Source organism: Streptomyces sp. ADI95-17, from assembly GCF_003846175.1.
Classification (GTDB): Bacteria; Actinomycetota; Actinomycetes; order Streptomycetales; family Streptomycetaceae; genus Streptomyces; species Streptomyces sanglieri.
This window is the reverse complement of the sequence record NZ_ML123046.1, coordinates 378207-394523: the sequence shown is the minus strand read 5'-3', so window position 1 is coordinate 394523 and position 16317 is coordinate 378207. Positions and strand designations below refer to the sequence as shown.

The following is a 16317-nucleotide window of genomic DNA, read 5'->3' as shown; positions in this document are numbered from 1 at the left end:
GCTGCGTCAGTCCTTCGATCCGCGGGAGTTTCTGCCGTTGCGCTTCCTGCCGCGTGCCGACGGCACGGTACGGCCGACGACCACGGCCCGTCGGGCGGGTTCCGGCTGGGGGTCGGCCTTCCGGCCGATGGCCCGCCGCACCCCGTAGCCGAACGCGGCGACCTTGACGAGCGGGCCGCCGAAGGTCGAGGCGACGGTGGTGGAGAGCGCGGAGGCGTTGGAGGTGACTTCCTGGACGTCCGTCGCGATCGCGTCGACCTTGTCGAGCTGGGTCTGCGCGGAACGCACCGTCGCGGAGGCGTCGGCGAGCAGCGGGACCGCCTGTTCGGTCACGTCCGCCACGAGTTTGGTGGTCGCCCTGAGCGTCTGGGCCAGCCTCACCAGCACGACGGCGAGGAACGAAACCAGGATCGCCCAGAAGACGGCCACCAGGATCCCGGCCACCTCTCCACCGGACACAGTGCACCGCTCTCTAGCTTGTCGCTGTCTCTGTCTGTCTCTCCGGCGACGGCCGTCGCAGCGGCCGGTCGTCGTCCCCCGAGCCTATCGCGCCGGTGGTCGCACCCCGTACCGCATTACCCGCGGAAAGGGTGGGCGTTGCCATAAGGAGATTGTACGGAGAGCTTTCGGGCCAGTACTCTGCGTGTCTCATGCGACGCCCCCAGCGCTCCGTTCCGTCCCCCCACGATCCGAACGGCCCCACCGCGCCCGGAAACCTCCCGGCGGAACTGAACAGATTCGTCGGCCGGGAGAACGAACTCGTCCGCCTCGCCCAGCTCCTGGAAGAGTCCAGGCTCGTCACCGTGGTCGGCGTCGGCGGCGTGGGCAAGACCCGCTGCGCCGCCAGGATCGCCGCACTTCTGGAGAAACGGTACTGCGACGGTGTCCGGATGGCCGAGCTCTCCGCCATCCACGACCCCGAGTTGCTGGAACACGCCCTGGTCGACGCCCTGGGGCTCACCGACCACACCGGCAGACCGCCCCGCACCACCCTCGTCGAGCATCTGGCCGGCCGGCGCCTCCTCCTGGTGATCGACGGCTTCGAGCATCTGGTCGACGCCTGCGCCGACCTCGTACGGGAACTGCTGCGCCGGGCCCCGCACCTGCGGGTGCTGGCCGCCGGACGGCTCCCGCTCGAACTGGACGGGGAGGTCACCTTCCCGCTCCCGCCGATGACGGACGAGGACGCGATGCTGCTCTTCGCCGAGCGGGCCGTCGCCGTGCGGCCGGACTTCCGGCTGACCGACGAGAACCGCTCTACCACCCGGGAACTGTGCCGCCGCCTGGACGGAATCCCGCTCGCCCTGGAGCTGGCCGCCGGACGGCTGCGCGCCCTGTCCACCGTCCAGGTGCTGCAACGCCTGGACGACCGCTTCCGGCTGCTGACCGGTTCGAGCCGCAGCGCGCTGGCACGCCACCAGACGCTCCGTACGGCCATCGGCTGGAGCCATGAACTCTGCGCTCCGGAGCAGCGGTTGCTCTGGGCCCGGCTCTCGGTCTTCGCCGGACAGTTCGACCTGGAGGCCGTCGAATACATCTGCAGCGGCACCGATCTGCCGGCCGAGTCGGTGCTCGACGTGCTCTCCGGGCTGCTCGCCCAGTCCGTCGTGCTGCGCGAGGACTCGGCGCACGGCACCCGCTACCGGATGCTGGACACGGTGCGGGAGTACGGCGCCGAGTGGCTGGCGGCCACCGATGACACCGACCGGCTGCGGCGCCGCCACCGGGACTGGTTCCTGGGGCTGGCGACCTGGTGCGAGCTCGACTGGTTCAGCCCGCGCCAGCGCGAGGTGGCCGCCCGGGCCGAGAGCGAGCTGCCGAATCTGCGGCGGGCGATGGAGTGTTCGCTGGAGAGCCCGGGCGAGGCCCATCTCGCGCAGTATCTGGCGGGCACCCTGTGGTTCCTCTGGGTGGGCTGCGGCCGGCTGTCGGAGGGGCGGCACTGGCTGGACCACGTGCTGGAGGAGGACACCCCGTACGACTCCTCGCGGCTGAAGGCGCTGTGGGTGCTCGGCTACGTGGCCGTGCTGCAGGGCGATCCGGTCGGTGCGGTCTCCGCGCTGCAGGAGTGCCGGGACGAGGCGGAGCGGGCCGGTGACTCCACGGCGCTCGCGTACGCGGTGCACCGGACGGGCTGTCTGGCGCTCGTCACCGACGACATGGCGCGGGCCCAGGAGCTGCTGGACGAGGCACTGCGCCGCTACCGGGAGCTCGGCGAGCTGAACAGCAATGTGCTGATGGCCCAGATCGAGCTCGCGATGACGATCGGATTCCAGGGGGATCTGGACGGGGCGGCCGCCATCTGCGAAGAGGTCCGGGAGATCTGCGAGGACCACGGGGAACGGTGGGCCCTGTCGTACGCGCTGTACGTACTGGCCTTCGCGGCGCTGCAGCGCGGCCGGCCGGAACGGGCCCGGGAACTGCTCGGCCAGTCGCTGGCGATCAGCCACACCTTCCACGACCTGCTCGGCTCGGCGCTCGCCCTGGAACTGCTGGCGCTGGTCACGGCCATCGAGGGCGATCCGGCGGAGGCGGCGGTGCTCCAGGGGGCCGCCGACCGGATCTGGCCGTCGGTGGGACTGCCGCTGTTCGGGTCGGCGCACTACGGGCAGCCCCGGGTGCGCTGCGAGGAGCTGGCCCGCCGGGAACTGGGCGACGACCGTTACGAGGCGGGGCTGCGCGCGGGCGGACAGCTGGATCCGGACACGGCGGTGACCAGGGCTCTGGCGAGCGGCCCCGCAGGCCGCCGGGAGGCTCCGGGGCGGCTGCCCGGGACACTGCCCGGTCCCGGGAAAACGCGGAGGCCCGCCACCTCCCGTACTTCCGGGAGGGGCGGGCCTGAGCGCTGGTGAGAGTGGCTACGCCTGGATCAGCGGGCGTAGTACTCGACGACGAGCTGCTCGTCGCAGATCACGGGGATTTCCTTGCGGTTCGGGTCCCGGTCAAGGCGGAAGGCCAGGGCCTTCAGGTTCACCTGCAGGTAGCGCGGGGTCTCACCGTCGGTGTCGTAACCACCCTCGCGAGCCACCTGGAAGGGGTGCTTGTCGCGGCTGCGCTCGCGGACCATCACGATGTCGTCGGGACGGACACGGAACGACGGCTTGTCGACCTTGCCACCGTTGACCTCGATGTGGCCGTGGACGACCATCTGGCGGGCCTGGTAGATCGTCTTGGCGATGCCCGAACGCAGGACCAGGGCGTCGAGACGGCGCTCGAGCTCGACGACGAGCGCCTCGCCCGTCTTGCCCTCGGCCTTCTTGGCGCGGTCGTAGGCACGCGCCATCTGGCGCTCGCTGATGTCGTACTGCGCACGCAGGCGCTGCTTCTCCAGCAGACGGACCTTGTAGTCCGAGTTCTGCTTGCGACCACGGCCGTGCTCGCCCGGCGGGTAGGGGCGGGCCTCGAAGTACTTGACGGCCTTCGGCGTCAGCGCGATGCCGAGCGCGCGGCTCTTCTTGACCTTGGGACGCGACTGGTTAGGCACGTTCTCCAGACCTCCGTTGTAGGTTAGGTTAGGCTCACCTTACTTAAGGAGATCGCATGTCTCGCCCGGGGAACACCAGTCACATCACGGACAGCACTGACAGCGTCGACACCCCTCGGGGTGCCGATACGACGGAGGACCGATCAGATCGTGGTCAGCCGCGTCCCGGCGGGCTTGAAAACACTCGGATGCCGTCAGCAGCCGAGCGCACACGAACTCTCGTACAGAGTACCTGCTCGTCGGTGCTGCTCATCCCCGGGGTGGACGCAGCGGCCTGGGATCAGCTGGTGCCGCTCACCCGGAGCGTCGGCCCCGAAGGAGATCTGTTCCTCGAACTCCCCGCCGATTCCCCGGCCGTACGGACCGCGACGCACGCCGAGGACGACGAGCTGACGGCTGTGCTGGAGCTCACGGACGTCGCCCCGGTCTCCGTCCCGCACCGCATCCGCGGCCGCGCGTGGGTCTCCGGCTGGCTCACCACCGTACCCGGCCTCTCGGGACCCGGCCGGACGACGCTCAGGCTGGAGACGAGCGAGGCGTACGTCGACGACCTGTGGGGCGCCGAGGAGGTCGAACCGGAGGATTTCCGGGACGCGGCCCCCGATCCGCTGACCGGGTACGAGGCCGAGCTGCTGCAGCATCTGCACGCGGCGCACGGCGAGCAGCTGGCGACGCTGTGCGGGCTGCTGGGCGGGCGGGCGGAGGGCCGCTGCGCCGCCCATCTGCCTTCCGTCGTGCCGCTCGCGCTGGACCGGCACGGGCTGCGGCTGCGTCTGCGCGAGGACCGGGGGCAGTGCTACGACGCCCGCTTCGAATTCCCCGCTCCGGTGCGGGACGTCAATGAACTGCGTGACGCGATGTACACGCTCTTCGAGGCGGCGGCGCGCTGAACGGGAGCGCTGCCCCGCGCTCCCTCAGCCCGCGGACGGGCCGGTGCCGTCACCGGCGGTGCGGCCGAGCCGCTCGCGGACCCGCTCCACCACATCCGCGTAGCGCGCCTCCGCGCCGTAGCGCGTGGGCTGGTAGTAGTGCTTGTCGCGCACGGCGTCCGGGGCGTACTGCTGGGTGGCGATGCCGCCGGGGACATCGTGCGGATACACATAGCCCTGGGCATGGCCCAGCTTGGCGGCGCCCTTGTAGTGACCGTCGCGCAGATGGGCCGGAACAGGGCCCGCGAGACCCCTGCGCACGTCCTCCTGGGCGGCGGAGATCGCCAGCGTCGCCGCGTTGGACTTGGGGGCGAGGGCCAGCGCGATCGTGGCATGGCTGAGGGTGAGCGCCGCCTCCGGGAAACCGATCATGGCGACCGCCTGGGCGGCCGCGACGGCGGTGGGCAGCGCCGTGGGGTCGGCGAGACCGATGTCCTCGCTGGCCGAGATCATCAGCCGCCTGGCGATGAACCGGGGGTCCTCCCCCGCCTCGATCATCCGGGCCAGGTAATGCAGGGCGGCGTCCACGTCGGAGCCGCGGATCGACTTGATGAGCGCGCTCGCCACGTCGTAGTGCTGGTCGCCGTCCCGGTCGTACTTGACGGCCGCGCGGTCGACGGTCTCCTCCAGGGTCAGGAGACTGATCTCCTTCTCCTGCTTGGACAGCGCGGCACCGGCCGCGGCCTCCAGCGCGGTCAGCGCCCGGCGGGCGTCGCCGCCCGCGATCCGCAGCAGATGTGCCTCGGCGTCCTCGGGCAGTGACACCGCACCGCCCAGCCCGCGCTCGTCGGCCAGGGCACGCCGCAGCAGGCCGCTCAGATCGTCGTCGGTGAGCGATTCCAGGGTGAGCAGCAGCGAACGGGACAGCAGCGGCGAGATGATCGAGAAGTACGGATTCTCGGTGGTCGCCGCGATCAGCGTCACCCAGCGGTTCTCCACCGCCGGCAGCAGGGAGTCCTGCTGCGCCTTGGAGAAGCGGTGGATCTCGTCGAGGAAGAGGACGGTCTCCTTGCCGTAGCCGCCGGTGGCGCGGCGGGCGCCCTCGATGACGGCGCGCACCTCCTTGACCCCCGCGGTGATCGCGGAGAGCTCGACGAAGCGCTTGTTGGTGGCCTTGCTGACCACGTACGCCAGCGTCGTCTTCCCGATGCCGGGCGGGCCCCAGAGGATCACCGAGGACGGGCCGGCAGGCCCGCCGCTCCCCTCGCCGACCAGGCGGCGCAGCGGCGAGCCCGGCTTGAGCAGATGCTGCTGGCCGACGACCTCGTCGAGGGTGCGGGGGCGCATCCGGACAGCCAGTGGGCTGCTGGACGGGTCCTTCTCCTGGCGGTCTTCGGCGGCTGCGGTAAAGAGGTCGGGCTCCACGTTTTGAAGCCTATGCCACGGGACTGACATCCCTGCCGGGCCGGTGGCCCGGGGAGGGACGGGGGCCGGTCAGCTGGTCCAGAAGTCCCACCAGCGGGTCAGGATCAGCATGCCGATGATGCCGATCCACAGGACCGGCGGCACCCAGTGGAACTCCGTCAGGCCGTTGCGCAGCCAGTTCGGCGCGGGGATGATCCGGTGCTTGATGTTGTGCGTGGTGATGTAGCAGAACATGAAGATCGTCGCGACCCAGGCCAGGCAGCACCAGAGGCAGAGCGAGTTGATGTTGTAGAGCGACTGGTACTGGAGCCAGGTGCAGAAGCCGACACCGAACAGCGTGCCTGCGTTCATCCCGAGCCAGTACCAGCTGCGGAAGCGGGCGCCCGCGAGCAGCGCCAGCCCGATGCCGATGATCACGGGGTAGGTGGCCATGCCGAGCATCGGGTTCGGGAACCCGAAGGCGGCCGCCTGCTCGCTCTTCATGATGTTGCCGCACGCGACGACCGGGTTGAGGCTGCACCCCGGGGTGAAGTTGGGGTCCTCCAGCAACTTGAACTTGTCGATCGTGATGACCCAGGCGGCCAGGAGTCCGGCAGCGCCCGTGATCACCAGCAGCAGTGCGAGCGCCCGACCGCCGCCGATGGTCCTCTTCCCGCCGTCCTCGTCCTGTTCGGAGGAGGGATGGTCAACCGCTGCAGTCGTCATATCGCCGTTCCATCAGTGAGTGGCCTGCTGGGCACGGTCATTGTGCCGTACCACGGCACAAGTCTTCTGTTCGATGGACATAAAGGTGTACCCGAAGGTCTGCGCACGACCGGCGCGGAACTCAGGGGCCCGCGAGAGGCTCTCTACCATGACCGAACTCGGGGTTGAAGTGCGCGGCCTGAGGAAGCGCTACGGCGAACTGACCGCCGTCGACGGCCTGGACCTTGGGATCCGGCGGGGCGAGGTGTTCGGGATCCTCGGGCCGAACGGGGCCGGTAGGAGCACGACCGTGGAGATCCTGCGGGGTCATCGCAGCCGTGCCGAAGGGACCGCCGCGGTGCTCGGCGTCGACCCGGCCCGCGCCGACCGCCGTTGGCGTTCCCCGGTCGGCATCGTCTGGCAGGATGAATCCGCACCCGCCGGGTTGACGGTACGCGAGACGGTGGCGCACTTCGCCCGCTACTGCCCGGGCCGCGCGACTGCGAGGACGTCATCGCGCTGGTGGGTCTGGAGCAGAAGGCCGGCGCCCGCGTCAAGGAGCTCTCCGGCGGCCGGCGGCGCCGTCTCGACGTGGCGCTCGGCGTGATCGGTTCCCCCGAACTCCTGCTGCTGGACGAGCCGACCACCGGCTTCGGCCCCGGGGCCCGCCGCCGCTTCTGGGAGCCGATCCGGCTCCTGGCCCGTCGTCCTGCCCTTCCTCGTCACGCAGTTCATCTCCGGTGTCTACATATCGGTCGACACGCTGCCCGGCTGGATGCTGAACCTCGGGGCGCTGTTCCCGCTGAAGTGGATGTGCCAGGGCTTCCGCGGCGTCTTCCTGCCCGAGTCGGCGGCCGTCGTCGAACAGGCCGGGAGCTGGGAGTACGGGAAGGTCGCGCTGGTCCTCGGCGCCCGGTGCGCCGGCGGGCCTGTGCCGTGCCTGCTGACCTTCCGGTGGAAGGACCGGCGCGACGGCTGACCGGGGTGCGCACGACCCGGGTGCGGGTGGCTTCGGGGCGGCCGGCCGGATGATCCCGCCGGCCACCCCTGCCACGTCTCAGGCCAGACGCTCGCGGACCGCCTCGACCACGTCGGACAGCGGCACGGCCGTCTGCTCGCCGGACTCCATGTCCTTGAGCTGGACCGCGCCCTCGGCCAGGTCACGCTCGCCCGCGACGATCGTGAAGCGGGCCCCCGACCGGTTCGCGCTCTTCATCGCGCCCTTGAGGCCCCGGTTCCCGTACGCGAAGTCCGCCGCCACACCCTCGCGGCGCAGCTGCGTGACAACCCCGAAGAGCACCCGGCGGGCCTCCTCGCCGAGCGGCACCGCGAAGACGCTGGTGGCAGCGGGCAGTTCGAGCTCGATGCCCTCCGCCTCCAGCGCGAGCACCGTACGGTCCACGCCGAGCGCCCAGCCGACCGACGGGAGCGCCGGTCCGCCGATCATCTCGGACAGGCCGTCGTAGCGGCCGCCGCCGCCCACCGCGGACTGCGAGCCGAGCCCGTCGTGGACGAACTCGAAGGTGGTGCGGGTGTAGTAGTCGAGGCCGCGGACGAGCTTCTCGTCGTCCTCGTACACGACGCCCGCCGCCGAGAGCAGGTCGCGCACCTCCTCGTGGTACGCCTTGCAGGCGTCGCAGAGGTAGTCACGCAGCACCGGGGCGCCGGTCAGCTGCTTCTGCACCTCGGGCCGCTTGTCGTCGAGGACCCGGAGCGGGTTGATCTCGATGCGGCGGCGGGTCTCCTCGTCCAGGTCGAGCTCGCGCAGGAAGCCCTGGAGCGCGTCCCTGTAGACGGGGCGGCACTCCTTGTCGCCCAGCGAGTTGAGCAGGATGCGGAAGTTCCGCAGGCCCAGGGCGCGGTACGCCTGGTCGGCCAGGATGATCAGCTCGGCGTCCAGCGCCGGGTCCTCGGCACCGATCGCCTCGGCGCCGACCTGCGAGAAGTGGCGGTAGCGGCCCTTCTGCGGGCGCTCGTAGCGGTAGTACGAGCCGGAGTACCAGAGCTTCACCGGCAGGTTGCCGAGCTTGTGGAGGTTGGCCTCCAGCGCGGCACGGAGCACCGAGGCGGTGCCTTCGGGGCGCAGCGCCAGCTGGGAGCCGCCCTTGGTGGTGAGGGTGTACATCTCCTTGGTCACGATGTCGGTGGACTCGCCGACACCGCGGGAGAACAGGGCGACGTCCTCGAAGCCGGGCGTCTCGATGTAGCCGTAGCCGGAGTTCTTCAGGGGGGCGGAGATCGCCTCGCGCACCGCCAGATACTTCGCGGAGTCGGGCGGGGTCAGGTCGTACGTGCCCTTGGGGGCCTTGAAAGTGCTCACGGGATTTCTCTCGTCACATTCCTCGTCGGGGCGCGTCCATACCGTGCAGATACGGATTCGAGGCGCGCTCACGGCCGATGGTCGTCTGGGGTCCGTGGCCGGACAGCACCACGGTCGAGTCGTCGAGCGGCAGGCACACGCGGGCCAGCGACTCAAGCAGCTCGGCGTGGTCGCCGCCGGGCAGGTCGGTGCGTCCGACGGAGCCGGCGAAGAGCAGGTCGCCCGAGAAGAGGATCTGTGGAACATCCGCGGCCTCGGGCATCCTGAACGTCACCGACCCCTTGGTATGGCCGGGCGCATGCGCGACACCGAACTCCAGACCGGCCAGCTTCAGCAGGGCGCCGTCGCTCAGCTCCTTGACGTCGTCCGGCTCCCCGATCGTCAGCTCGCCCATGAGCGGCATCCCGATGGAGCGGCCGAGGGCCTTCTCCGGGTCGCTCATCATGTACCGGTCCTCCGGGTGGATCCAGGCGGGGACGTCGTGCGCGCCGCACACCGGGACGACCGAGGCGACGTGGTCGATGTGGCCGTGGGTCAGTACGACGGCGACGGGCTTCAGCCGATGCTTCTTCAGCGCTTCCTCGACTCCGGCCGCGGCCTGGTGGCCCGGGTCGATGATCACGCACTCCTCGCCTGCGGCCGGGGCGACCAGATAACAGTTGGTCCCCCAGGCCCCTGCGGGGAACCCGGCAATGAGCACGATCGTCCTTAATGGTCGTCCGACGGCGGATTGCGACTGAGAAGGTCGCGGCAGTTCAGAGCCTACCGGCGCTCCTCATTCCACAGCTAACCCATATACGGTACGGGGCAGCCAAGGCCTCATCACACGACCTACAAGGAGATCACCCGGTGGTCAGCAGCGATCAGCGGCGGCGGCAGCTCGCCAGGGAGAAGTTCGAGCGGCAGCAGCAGCGCCGGGAGGAGGCCCGCCGCAGGACGAGGCGGCTGACGGTCGTCATCGCGTCCGTGGTGGCCGTGGTGGCCGTCATCGGCGTGGGTTCCTATCTCGCCCTCGGTGACGACGACAAGAAGGACAAGGCGGACGCGGCCGCGAGTTCGAGCCCGTCGGCCAGCGCGTCGCCGGAGGCGAAGGAGAGCAGTGCGCCCGAGCCCGCGATGAAGATCGACAAGAAGGCCGAGTACACGTTCTCGCTCAAGACGAGCCAGGGCGACATCGCGTTCGCGATGAAGGCGGCGAAGACCCCGCACACCACGAACTCCTTCAAGTCGCTGGCCGACAAGGGCTTCTTCGACGGTACGAAGTGTCACCGCCTGACCACTCAGGGCATCTTCGTCCTCCAGTGCGGCGACCCCAAGGGCGACGGCACCGGCGGTCCCGGCTACACGATCCCGGACGAGAACCTGACCGCGCTGGGCAAGGCCGGCGCGGACGGCACGGTCACCTACCCGGCGGGCACGGTGGCGATGGCGAACACCGGCCAGCCGCACACCGGCGGCAGCCAGTTCTTCCTGGTGTACAAGGACAGCAAACTGCCGCCCACCTACACCCCGTTCGGCACGATGGACGAGGCCTCGCTGAAGGCCGTCAAGGACATCGGCGCGGCGGGCGTGGCAGGTGGCGCGGCCGACGGTGCGCCGAAGAAGGCCGTGGACATCTCGAAGGCGGCCGTCGCCAAGTCGTGACCGGCTGGGGGCGGCCGGACCGGGCCGGCCGGTGACGACGGGCGCGGGACGGATTTTTTTCGGCCGCGCTGAGTGCGGACAGCCGGGCGGCCGGTCGCCTAGATTGGCGTTGTGCAGGGCGGGCGCTGCCCGCCCCAGGAAACTGTGGACGATGCCAGGGGGGCGAACCCCCTCGCGGGCATCAGGTGGAGGAGGCGCTGTGAGCAGCGACCCGTGGGGCCGTGTCGATGAGACCGGCACCGTGTACGTGCGGACAGCCGACGGCGAGCAGGTCGTCGGATCGTGGCAGGCGGGTTCCCCCGAGGAGGCTCTGGCCTACTTCGAGCGCAAGTACGAGGGCATTGTGGTCGAGATCGGCCTCCTCGAACGGCGGGTGAAGACCACCGATCTGTCGGCGAAGGACGCGACGACCGCCATCGAGCATCTGCGTCTGCAGGTGGACGAGCATCACGCCGTCGGTGACCTCGACGCGCTGCGCAAGCGGCTCGACGCGCTCGTCGCGACGGTCGACTCGCGGCGCGAGGAGCGCAAGGCCCAGAAGGCGAAGCAGACCGACGAGGCGAAGCACGCCAAGGAGGCCCTGGTCGCCGAGGCCGAGGAGCTGGCGCAGAGCGAGCAGTGGCGCTCCGCGGGCGAGCGGCTCCGCGCGCTGGTCGACACGTGGAAGGGCCTGCCGCGGCTCGACCGCAAGTCCGACGACGAGCTGTGGCACCGCTTCTCGCATGCCCGCTCGGCGTTCTCCAAGCGCCGCAAGGCCCACTTCGCGTCGCTGGACGCCCAGCGCGAGGAGGCCCGCAAGGCCAAGGAGAAGCTGGTCGTCGAGGCGGAGTCGCTCTCCGGCTCCACCGACTGGGGGGCCACGGCCGCCCGGTACCGCGACCTGATGACGGAGTGGAAGGCGGCGGGCCGCGCCCAGCGCGAGGCCGAGGACGATCTGTGGAACCGCTTCCGCGGTGCTCAGGACGTCTTCTTCGCCGCCCGCGGCGAGGTCTTCGCCGAGCGGGACGCGGAGCAGGGCGAGAACCTCAAGCTGAAGGAGGAGCTCGCGGTCGAGGCCGAGCGTCTGGTGCCGGTGAAGGACCTGAAGGCGGCCAGGGCCGCGTTCCGGGCCATCAACGAGCGCTGGGAGGCCGTCGGCCACGTACCGCGTGACGCCCGCCCGAAGGTCGAGGGGCGGATGCACGCGGTGGAGCGGGCGCTCCAGGAGGCCGAGGAGTCGGAGTGGCGGCGGACGAACCCGGAGGCGCGTGCGCGTGCCGCGGGTCTGACCGGTCAGCTCCAGGCGGCCGTGGACAAGCTGCGTTCGCAGATCGACACGGCCCGCGCCTCGGGCAACAACGCCCGGGCCGACAAGCTGGCCAAGGAGCTGGAGGGCCGGCAGGCGCTGCTGGACCAGGCTCTGAAGGGGCTTGAGGAGTTCGGCGGCTGATCCCCGCCAGGACGAAGCGGAGGGCCCCGGTACGCGATGCGTACCGGGGCCCTTCTGCTTCGTCGCCGCTACGGTCTGCGGGCCGAGGTCACCCGGTAGACGTCGTAGACGCCCTCCACGCCGCGTACCGCCTTCAGTACGTGGCCGAGGTGCTTCGGGTCGCCCATCTCGAAGGTGAAGCGCGAGGTGGCCACCCGGTCCCGGGAGGTCTGCACGGCCGCCGACAGGATGTTGACGTGCTGGTCGGACAGGACGCGGGTGACGTCCGAGAGCAGCCGGGACCGGTCGAGTGCCTCGACCTGGATGGCGACCAGGAAGACCGAGGACTGGGTCGGCGCCCACTCGACCTCCAGGATCCGTTCCGGCTGCTGCGACAGCGAGTCGACGTTGACGCAGTCGGCGCGGTGCACGGAGACGCCGCTGCCCCGGGTGACGAAGCCGATGATCGGATCGCCTGGGACGGGTGTGCAGCAGCGGGCCAGTTTGACCCAGACGTCCTCGACGCCCTTGACGACCACGCCCGGATCGGCGTTGGAACGGCGCTTGTTGCGGCTGCGCGAGGGCGGCGAGCTCTCCGCGATGTCCTCGTTGGCCTCGTCCTCGCCGCCGAGCGCCTGGACCAGCTTCTGCACGACACCGGCGGCGGCGACATGGCCCTCGCCGATCGCCGCGTACAGCGACGAGATGTCGGGGTAGCGCATCTCGTGGGCGAGGGTGACCAGGGAGTCGCCGGTCAGGATGCGCTGGATCGGCAGGTTCTGCTTGCGCATGGCGCGCGCGATGGCGTCCTTGCCCTGCTCGATCGCCTCGTCGCGGCGCTCCTTGGAGAACCAGGCCCGGATCTTGTTGCGGGCGCGGGGCGACTTGACGAAGCCCAGCCAGTCCCGGGAGGGTCCGGCGCCGGCCGCCTTGGAGGTGAAGACCTCCACCAGGTCGCCGTTGTCGAGCGTCGATTCGAGCGGTACGAGCCGCCCGTTGACCCGTGCTCCTATGGTCCGGTGGCCGACCTCCGTGTGCACCGCGTACGCGAAGTCGACCGGGGTCGCCCCCGCGGGCAGCGCTATGACGTCGCCCTTGGGCGTGAAGACGAAGACCTCGTTGCGGGAGAGGTCGAAGCGCAGCGACTCCAGGAACTCGCTGGGGTCCTCGGTCTCCTTCTGCCAGTCCAGGAGCTGGCGCAGCCACGCCATGTCGTTGACGGTGTCCTGGCTCCGGCCGCCGCCCGTGTTCTTGGGGACGTCGGTACGCACCTTGGACGCGCCCGCGACGGCCTCCTGCTTGTACTTCCAGTGCGCGGCGATGCCGTACTCGGCGCGGCGGTGCATGTCGAAGGTGCGGATCTGGAGTTCGACGGGCTTGCCGCTGGGACCGATCACCGTGGTGTGCAGCGACTGGTACATGTTGAACTTGGGCATCGCGATGTAGTCCTTGAACCGGCCGGGGACCGGATTCCATCGCGCGTGGACGGTACCGAGCGCCGCGTAGCAGTCGCGGACGGTGTCGACGAGTACCCGGATGCCCACCAGGTCGTAGATCTCGGCGAAGTCCCTGCCCCGCACGATCATCTTCTGGTAGACGCTGTAGTAGTGCTTCGGCCGCCCGGTGACGGTGGCCTTGATCCGGGCGGCGCGCAGGTCGGCCTGGACCTCGTCGGTCACTATGGCGAGGTATTCGTCGCGCTTGGGGGCCCGCTCGGCGACGAGACGGACGATCTCGTCGTACATCTTGGGGTAGAGGATCGCGAAGGCGAGGTCCTCCAGCTCCCACTTGATGGTGTTCATGCCCAGGCGGTGCGCCAGCGGGGCGTAGATCTCAAGCGTCTCGCGGGCCTTCTTCTCCTGCTTCTCCCGCTTGAGATAGCGCATGGTGCGCATGTTGTGCAGCCGGTCGGCGAGCTTGATGACCAGGACCCGGGGGTCCTTGGCCATGGCGACGACCATCTTGCGCACGGTCTCGGCCTGGGCGGCCTCGCCGAACTTGACCTTGTCCAGCTTGGTGACGCCGTCGACGAGCAGGGCGACCTGGTCGCCGAAGTCGCGGCGCAGGGTGTCCAGGCCGTACTCGGTGTCCTCGACGGTGTCGTGCAGCAGCCCGGCCATCAGCGTCGCCGGGTCCATGCCCAGCTCGGCGAGGATCGTCGTCACCGCGAGCGGATGCGTGATGTACGGGTCGCCGCTCTTGCGCTTCTGGCCGCGGTGCCAGCGCTCGGCGACCTGGTAGGCGCGCTCGATCTGGCGCAGTGTGGCCGTCTCGATCTTGGCGTCGTTGCTCCGGACGATGCGCAGCAGCGGTTCGAGCACCGGGTTGTACGGGCTGGAGCGCTGCACCCCGAGACGGGCCAGCCTGGCCCGCACCCGATTGGACGAGCCGCCGGAGCGGGTCGTGGGGGCGGTCGGCGCGACCGGCCTGGCCGCGGGCTTCGCGGGCGGCTTCGGGGCGGACGCCGCCGGGGAGACCGGTGCGGCCGGCTGTGCGGGGGAAGCGGGGGCGGCCCCGGGGGCCGCGGCTCCCGCCCGGCCCGGGCCGGGCTCGGGGGCCGGGGGCTTCGGCTTGTCCGCGGGCTGCTTCTTCCCGGGCGTGGCTGAGGCCGCCGCGGGCTTGTCGGGCTGCGGGGCGGCGACTGGCTGGGCCTCGTCTGGCAAGAGCGCTCCTCGTGCGGATCCGGGTACCCGGAAAGGCCATCGTATCGACCCCGCGGCCGGTCCTCCCCCGGGGACCGTGAGACTCCTGACAACGCGGGACGGGCACCCGGTTGTTCCCGGGTGCCCGTCCTGTTCGCACGATCCGTTGCCAGATACGGTCGGAACTGCTCAGACCGTGATCAGAACCTCCAGCGGCGCGCCCCGCAGGCCCTGCTCCAGCCGGGCCCGTCCGGGGAGGAAACCGAGCTCCATGAGGACCGCGACGCCCGCGACCTCGGCACCGGCCCGCCGGATCAGCTCCAGCGAGGCCTCGGCGGTGCCGCCGGTGGCGAGGATGTCATCGATGACCATGATCCGGTCGTCGGCGGACAGGTCCTCCGCGTGGATCTCGATCTCGGCGGTGCCGTACTCCAGCTCGTACGCCTGGCCGAGCGTGGCCCCGGGCAGCTTCCCCGCCTTGCGGACGGGTACGAAGCCGAGACCGGCCCGGACCGCGACCGGGGCGGCCAGGATGAAGCCGCGCGCCTCCAGGCCGACGACCTTCGTGGCGCCGTGCCGTACGCACAGCTCGACGAGGGTGTCGGTGAGCGCCGAGAAGGCCACCGGGTCCGCGAGCAGCGGGGTGATGTCCTTGAACAGCACACCCGGCTTCGGGTAGTCCGGAACGTCGCGGATCCGGCTGAGCAGGAGCTCGCGGGTGCTCTCGGTGGTGCTGGTCATCGGCGCTTCCCCGGGGTCCGGCCGTGGCCCCTGGGGGGCTGCTGGCGCTGGCCGACGACCGCGGCGGCGGGCGCCGCGTCCTGCGGGTGGTCGTCGTCCGGCTGCTCGTCCTCGGCGGACTCGCCCTTGGCCGCGGCTGCCGCGCGCTTGGCGAGGATCCGCTTCTTCAGGGCCTTCATCTGCGGGTCGCGTTCCTTGAGGTCGGCGACGAGCGGCGTGGCGATGAAGATCGAGGAGTACGCGCCGGCGGCGAGGCCGACGAAGAGCGCCAGGGAGATGTCGTTCAGCATGCCGGCGCCGAGGACGCCGCCACCGATGAACAGCAGACCGGCGACCGGCAGCAGAGCCACGACGGTGGTGTTGATGGAGCGGACCAGCGTGCCGTTGATGGAGCGGTTGGCGATCTCGCTGTACGTCCACCGGGTCTGCTTGGTGATGTCCTTCGTGCCCTCCTTGAGACTGTCGAAGACGACGACCGTGTCGTAGAGGGAGTAACCGAGGATGGTCAGCAGACCGATCACGGTGCCCGGGGTGACCTCGAAGCCGACCAGGGCGTAGACACCGACCGTGATGGTGATGTCGTGGATCAGCGCGACCAGGGCCGCGATGGCCATCCGCCATTCGAAGGCGATGGCCAGGTAGATCACCACGAGGACCATGAAGATGCCGAGGCCGGTCCAGGCCTTGTTGGCGATCTGCTCACCCCAGCTGGGGCCGACCAGGTCGGCGGCGATCTTCTCCGCGGGAACGTCGAGGTCCTTGGAGAGCGTGTTCTTGATCTCGTCGGACTTCGCGGTGTCGACCTCGGTGATCTGGATGCGCAGACCGCCGTTGCCGAGCTTCTGGACGATCGCCTGGTGGCCGGAGGCCTCCGTGGCCAGGTCCTCCGCCTTGGCGACGGTGACGCTGGTCTTCGGGGTGGTGAAGACCGCGCCGCCTTTGAACTCGATGCCCATGTTCAGGCCGCTGACCGCCAGGCCGACGATGGCCGTGATGGTGATCAGGATCGAGATCCCGTACCAGATCTTGCGCTTGCCGATGAAGTCGTAGCCGACCTCGCCTCGGTAGAGACGGGCGCCGAGAGTGCCGAGTCGCGACAT

13 protein-coding genes and 2 pseudogenes are annotated in these 16317 nt (G+C 70.2%); 6 read left to right on the top strand and 9 right to left on the bottom strand.

Annotation, left to right across the window (positions count from 1 at the left end; translation table 11 throughout):
* Window positions 1-6: 6 nt before the first annotated feature.
* Entirely contained in the window at window positions 7-444 is a 438-nt protein-coding gene (locus EES42_RS15665) for a DUF948 domain-containing protein (RefSeq protein ID WP_124719378.1), read from the bottom strand.
* A gap of 206 nt (window positions 445-650) precedes the next feature.
* Here EES42_RS15665 and EES42_RS15660 point away from each other — a divergent pair, with 206 nt between their 5' ends.
* The gene (locus tag EES42_RS15660; protein ID WP_124718841.1) at window positions 651-2852 is read left to right on the top strand and encodes an ATP-binding protein; all 2202 of its coding nucleotides are present in this window, start codon (window positions 651-653) and stop codon (window positions 2850-2852) included.
* A 17-nt stretch (window positions 2853-2869) separates the two neighbouring features.
* Here the strand turns inward: EES42_RS15660 and rpsD are convergent, their stop codons facing one another.
* Window positions 2870-3484, bottom strand: coding sequence for a 30S ribosomal protein S4 (gene rpsD / locus EES42_RS15655; RefSeq protein ID WP_018103888.1), 615 nt, complete (start codon window positions 3482-3484; stop codon window positions 2870-2872).
* 188 nt (window positions 3485-3672) lie between these two features.
* Between rpsD and EES42_RS15650 the strand changes: the two genes are divergently transcribed.
* Window positions 3673-4374 carry a DUF2470 domain-containing protein gene (locus EES42_RS15650; protein ID WP_124718840.1) on the top strand — a complete coding sequence of 234 codons (702 nt, stop codon included), beginning with the start codon at window positions 3673-3675 and terminating at the stop codon, window positions 4372-4374.
* A gap of 24 nt (window positions 4375-4398) precedes the next feature.
* Here EES42_RS15650 and EES42_RS15645 read toward each other — a convergent pair whose 3' ends face one another.
* The gene (locus tag EES42_RS15645) at window positions 4399-5778 is read right to left on the bottom strand and encodes a replication-associated recombination protein A (RefSeq protein WP_124718839.1); all 1380 of its coding nucleotides are present in this window, start codon (window positions 5776-5778) and stop codon (window positions 4399-4401) included.
* Window positions 5779-5847: 69 nt separating this feature from the next.
* Window positions 5848-6483: a vitamin K epoxide reductase family protein gene (locus EES42_RS15640; RefSeq protein ID WP_124718838.1), complete on the bottom strand. Its 636-nt coding sequence runs from the start codon at window positions 6481-6483 to the stop codon at window positions 5848-5850.
* 148 nt (window positions 6484-6631) lie between these two features.
* On the opposite strand from EES42_RS15640, the pseudogene EES42_RS46130 reads away from it, so the two are divergent.
* Together EES42_RS46130 and EES42_RS46125 are read left to right on the top strand one after the other, a co-directional pair.
* Window positions 6632-7164, top strand: a pseudogene (locus tag EES42_RS46130) (ABC transporter ATP-binding protein); the annotation flags it as partial.
* A gap of 1 nt (window position 7165) precedes the next feature.
* Window positions 7166-7441: pseudogene (locus EES42_RS46125) on the top strand (ABC transporter permease); the annotation flags it as partial.
* Between the two features lie 78 nt (window positions 7442-7519).
* On the opposite strand, the gene hisS reads toward EES42_RS46125, so the two are convergent.
* Complete coding sequence (hisS, locus tag EES42_RS15630) at window positions 7520-8782, bottom strand: histidine--tRNA ligase (RefSeq protein WP_124718837.1); 1263 nt, start codon at window positions 8780-8782, stop codon at window positions 7520-7522.
* A 13-nt stretch (window positions 8783-8795) separates the two neighbouring features.
* On the bottom strand, window positions 8796-9482 hold the full coding sequence (locus tag EES42_RS15625) for an MBL fold metallo-hydrolase (protein ID WP_124718836.1): 687 nt from the start codon (window positions 9480-9482) through the stop codon (window positions 8796-8798).
* Window positions 9483-9631: 149 nt separating this feature from the next.
* On the opposite strand from EES42_RS15625, the gene EES42_RS15620 reads away from it, so the two are divergent.
* Both EES42_RS15620 and EES42_RS15615 read left to right on the top strand, forming a co-directional pair.
* The gene (locus EES42_RS15620) at window positions 9632-10426 is read left to right on the top strand and encodes a peptidylprolyl isomerase (protein WP_124718835.1); all 795 of its coding nucleotides are present in this window, start codon (window positions 9632-9634) and stop codon (window positions 10424-10426) included.
* Between the two features lie 199 nt (window positions 10427-10625).
* On the top strand, window positions 10626-11855 hold the full coding sequence (locus tag EES42_RS15615; RefSeq protein ID WP_124718834.1) for a DUF349 domain-containing protein: 1230 nt from the start codon (window positions 10626-10628) through the stop codon (window positions 11853-11855).
* Window positions 11856-11923: 68 nt separating this feature from the next.
* Here EES42_RS15615 and EES42_RS15610 read toward each other — a convergent pair whose 3' ends face one another.
* From EES42_RS15610 to secF, 3 genes are all read right to left on the bottom strand, one after another.
* Entirely contained in the window at window positions 11924-14497 is a 2574-nt protein-coding gene (locus EES42_RS15610) for a RelA/SpoT family protein (protein WP_124718833.1), read from the bottom strand.
* 168 nt (window positions 14498-14665) lie between these two features.
* Window positions 14666-15217 (bottom strand): adenine phosphoribosyltransferase, encoded by a 552-nt coding sequence (locus tag EES42_RS15605; RefSeq protein ID WP_124718832.1) that lies wholly within the window; start codon window positions 15215-15217, stop codon window positions 14666-14668.
* Entirely contained in the window at window positions 15214-16317 is a 1104-nt protein-coding gene (secF, locus tag EES42_RS15600) for a protein translocase subunit SecF (RefSeq protein WP_124718831.1), read from the bottom strand. Before secF ends, EES42_RS15605 begins: the two co-directional genes overlap by 4 nt.

What these genes read in the sequence shown, in the direction of transcription:
- EES42_RS15660 (WP_124718841.1), top strand. Translation starts at nt 651, where the DNA reads ATGCGACGCCCCCAGCGCTCCGTTCCGTCCCCCCACGATCCGAACGGC.
- EES42_RS15650 (WP_124718840.1), top strand. Translation starts at nt 3,673, where the DNA reads ATGCCGTCAGCAGCCGAGCGCACACGAACTCTCGTACAGAGTACCTGC.
- EES42_RS15640 (WP_124718838.1), bottom strand. Translation starts at nt 6,483, where the DNA reads ATGACGACTGCAGCGGTTGACCATCCCTCCTCCGAACAGGACGAGGAC.
- EES42_RS15605 (WP_124718832.1), bottom strand. Translation starts at nt 15,217, where the DNA reads ATGACCAGCACCACCGAGAGCACCCGCGAGCTCCTGCTCAGCCGGATC.
- secF (WP_124718831.1), bottom strand. Translation starts at nt 16,317, where the DNA reads ATGTCGCGACTCGGCACTCTCGGCGCCCGTCTCTACCGAGGCGAGGTC.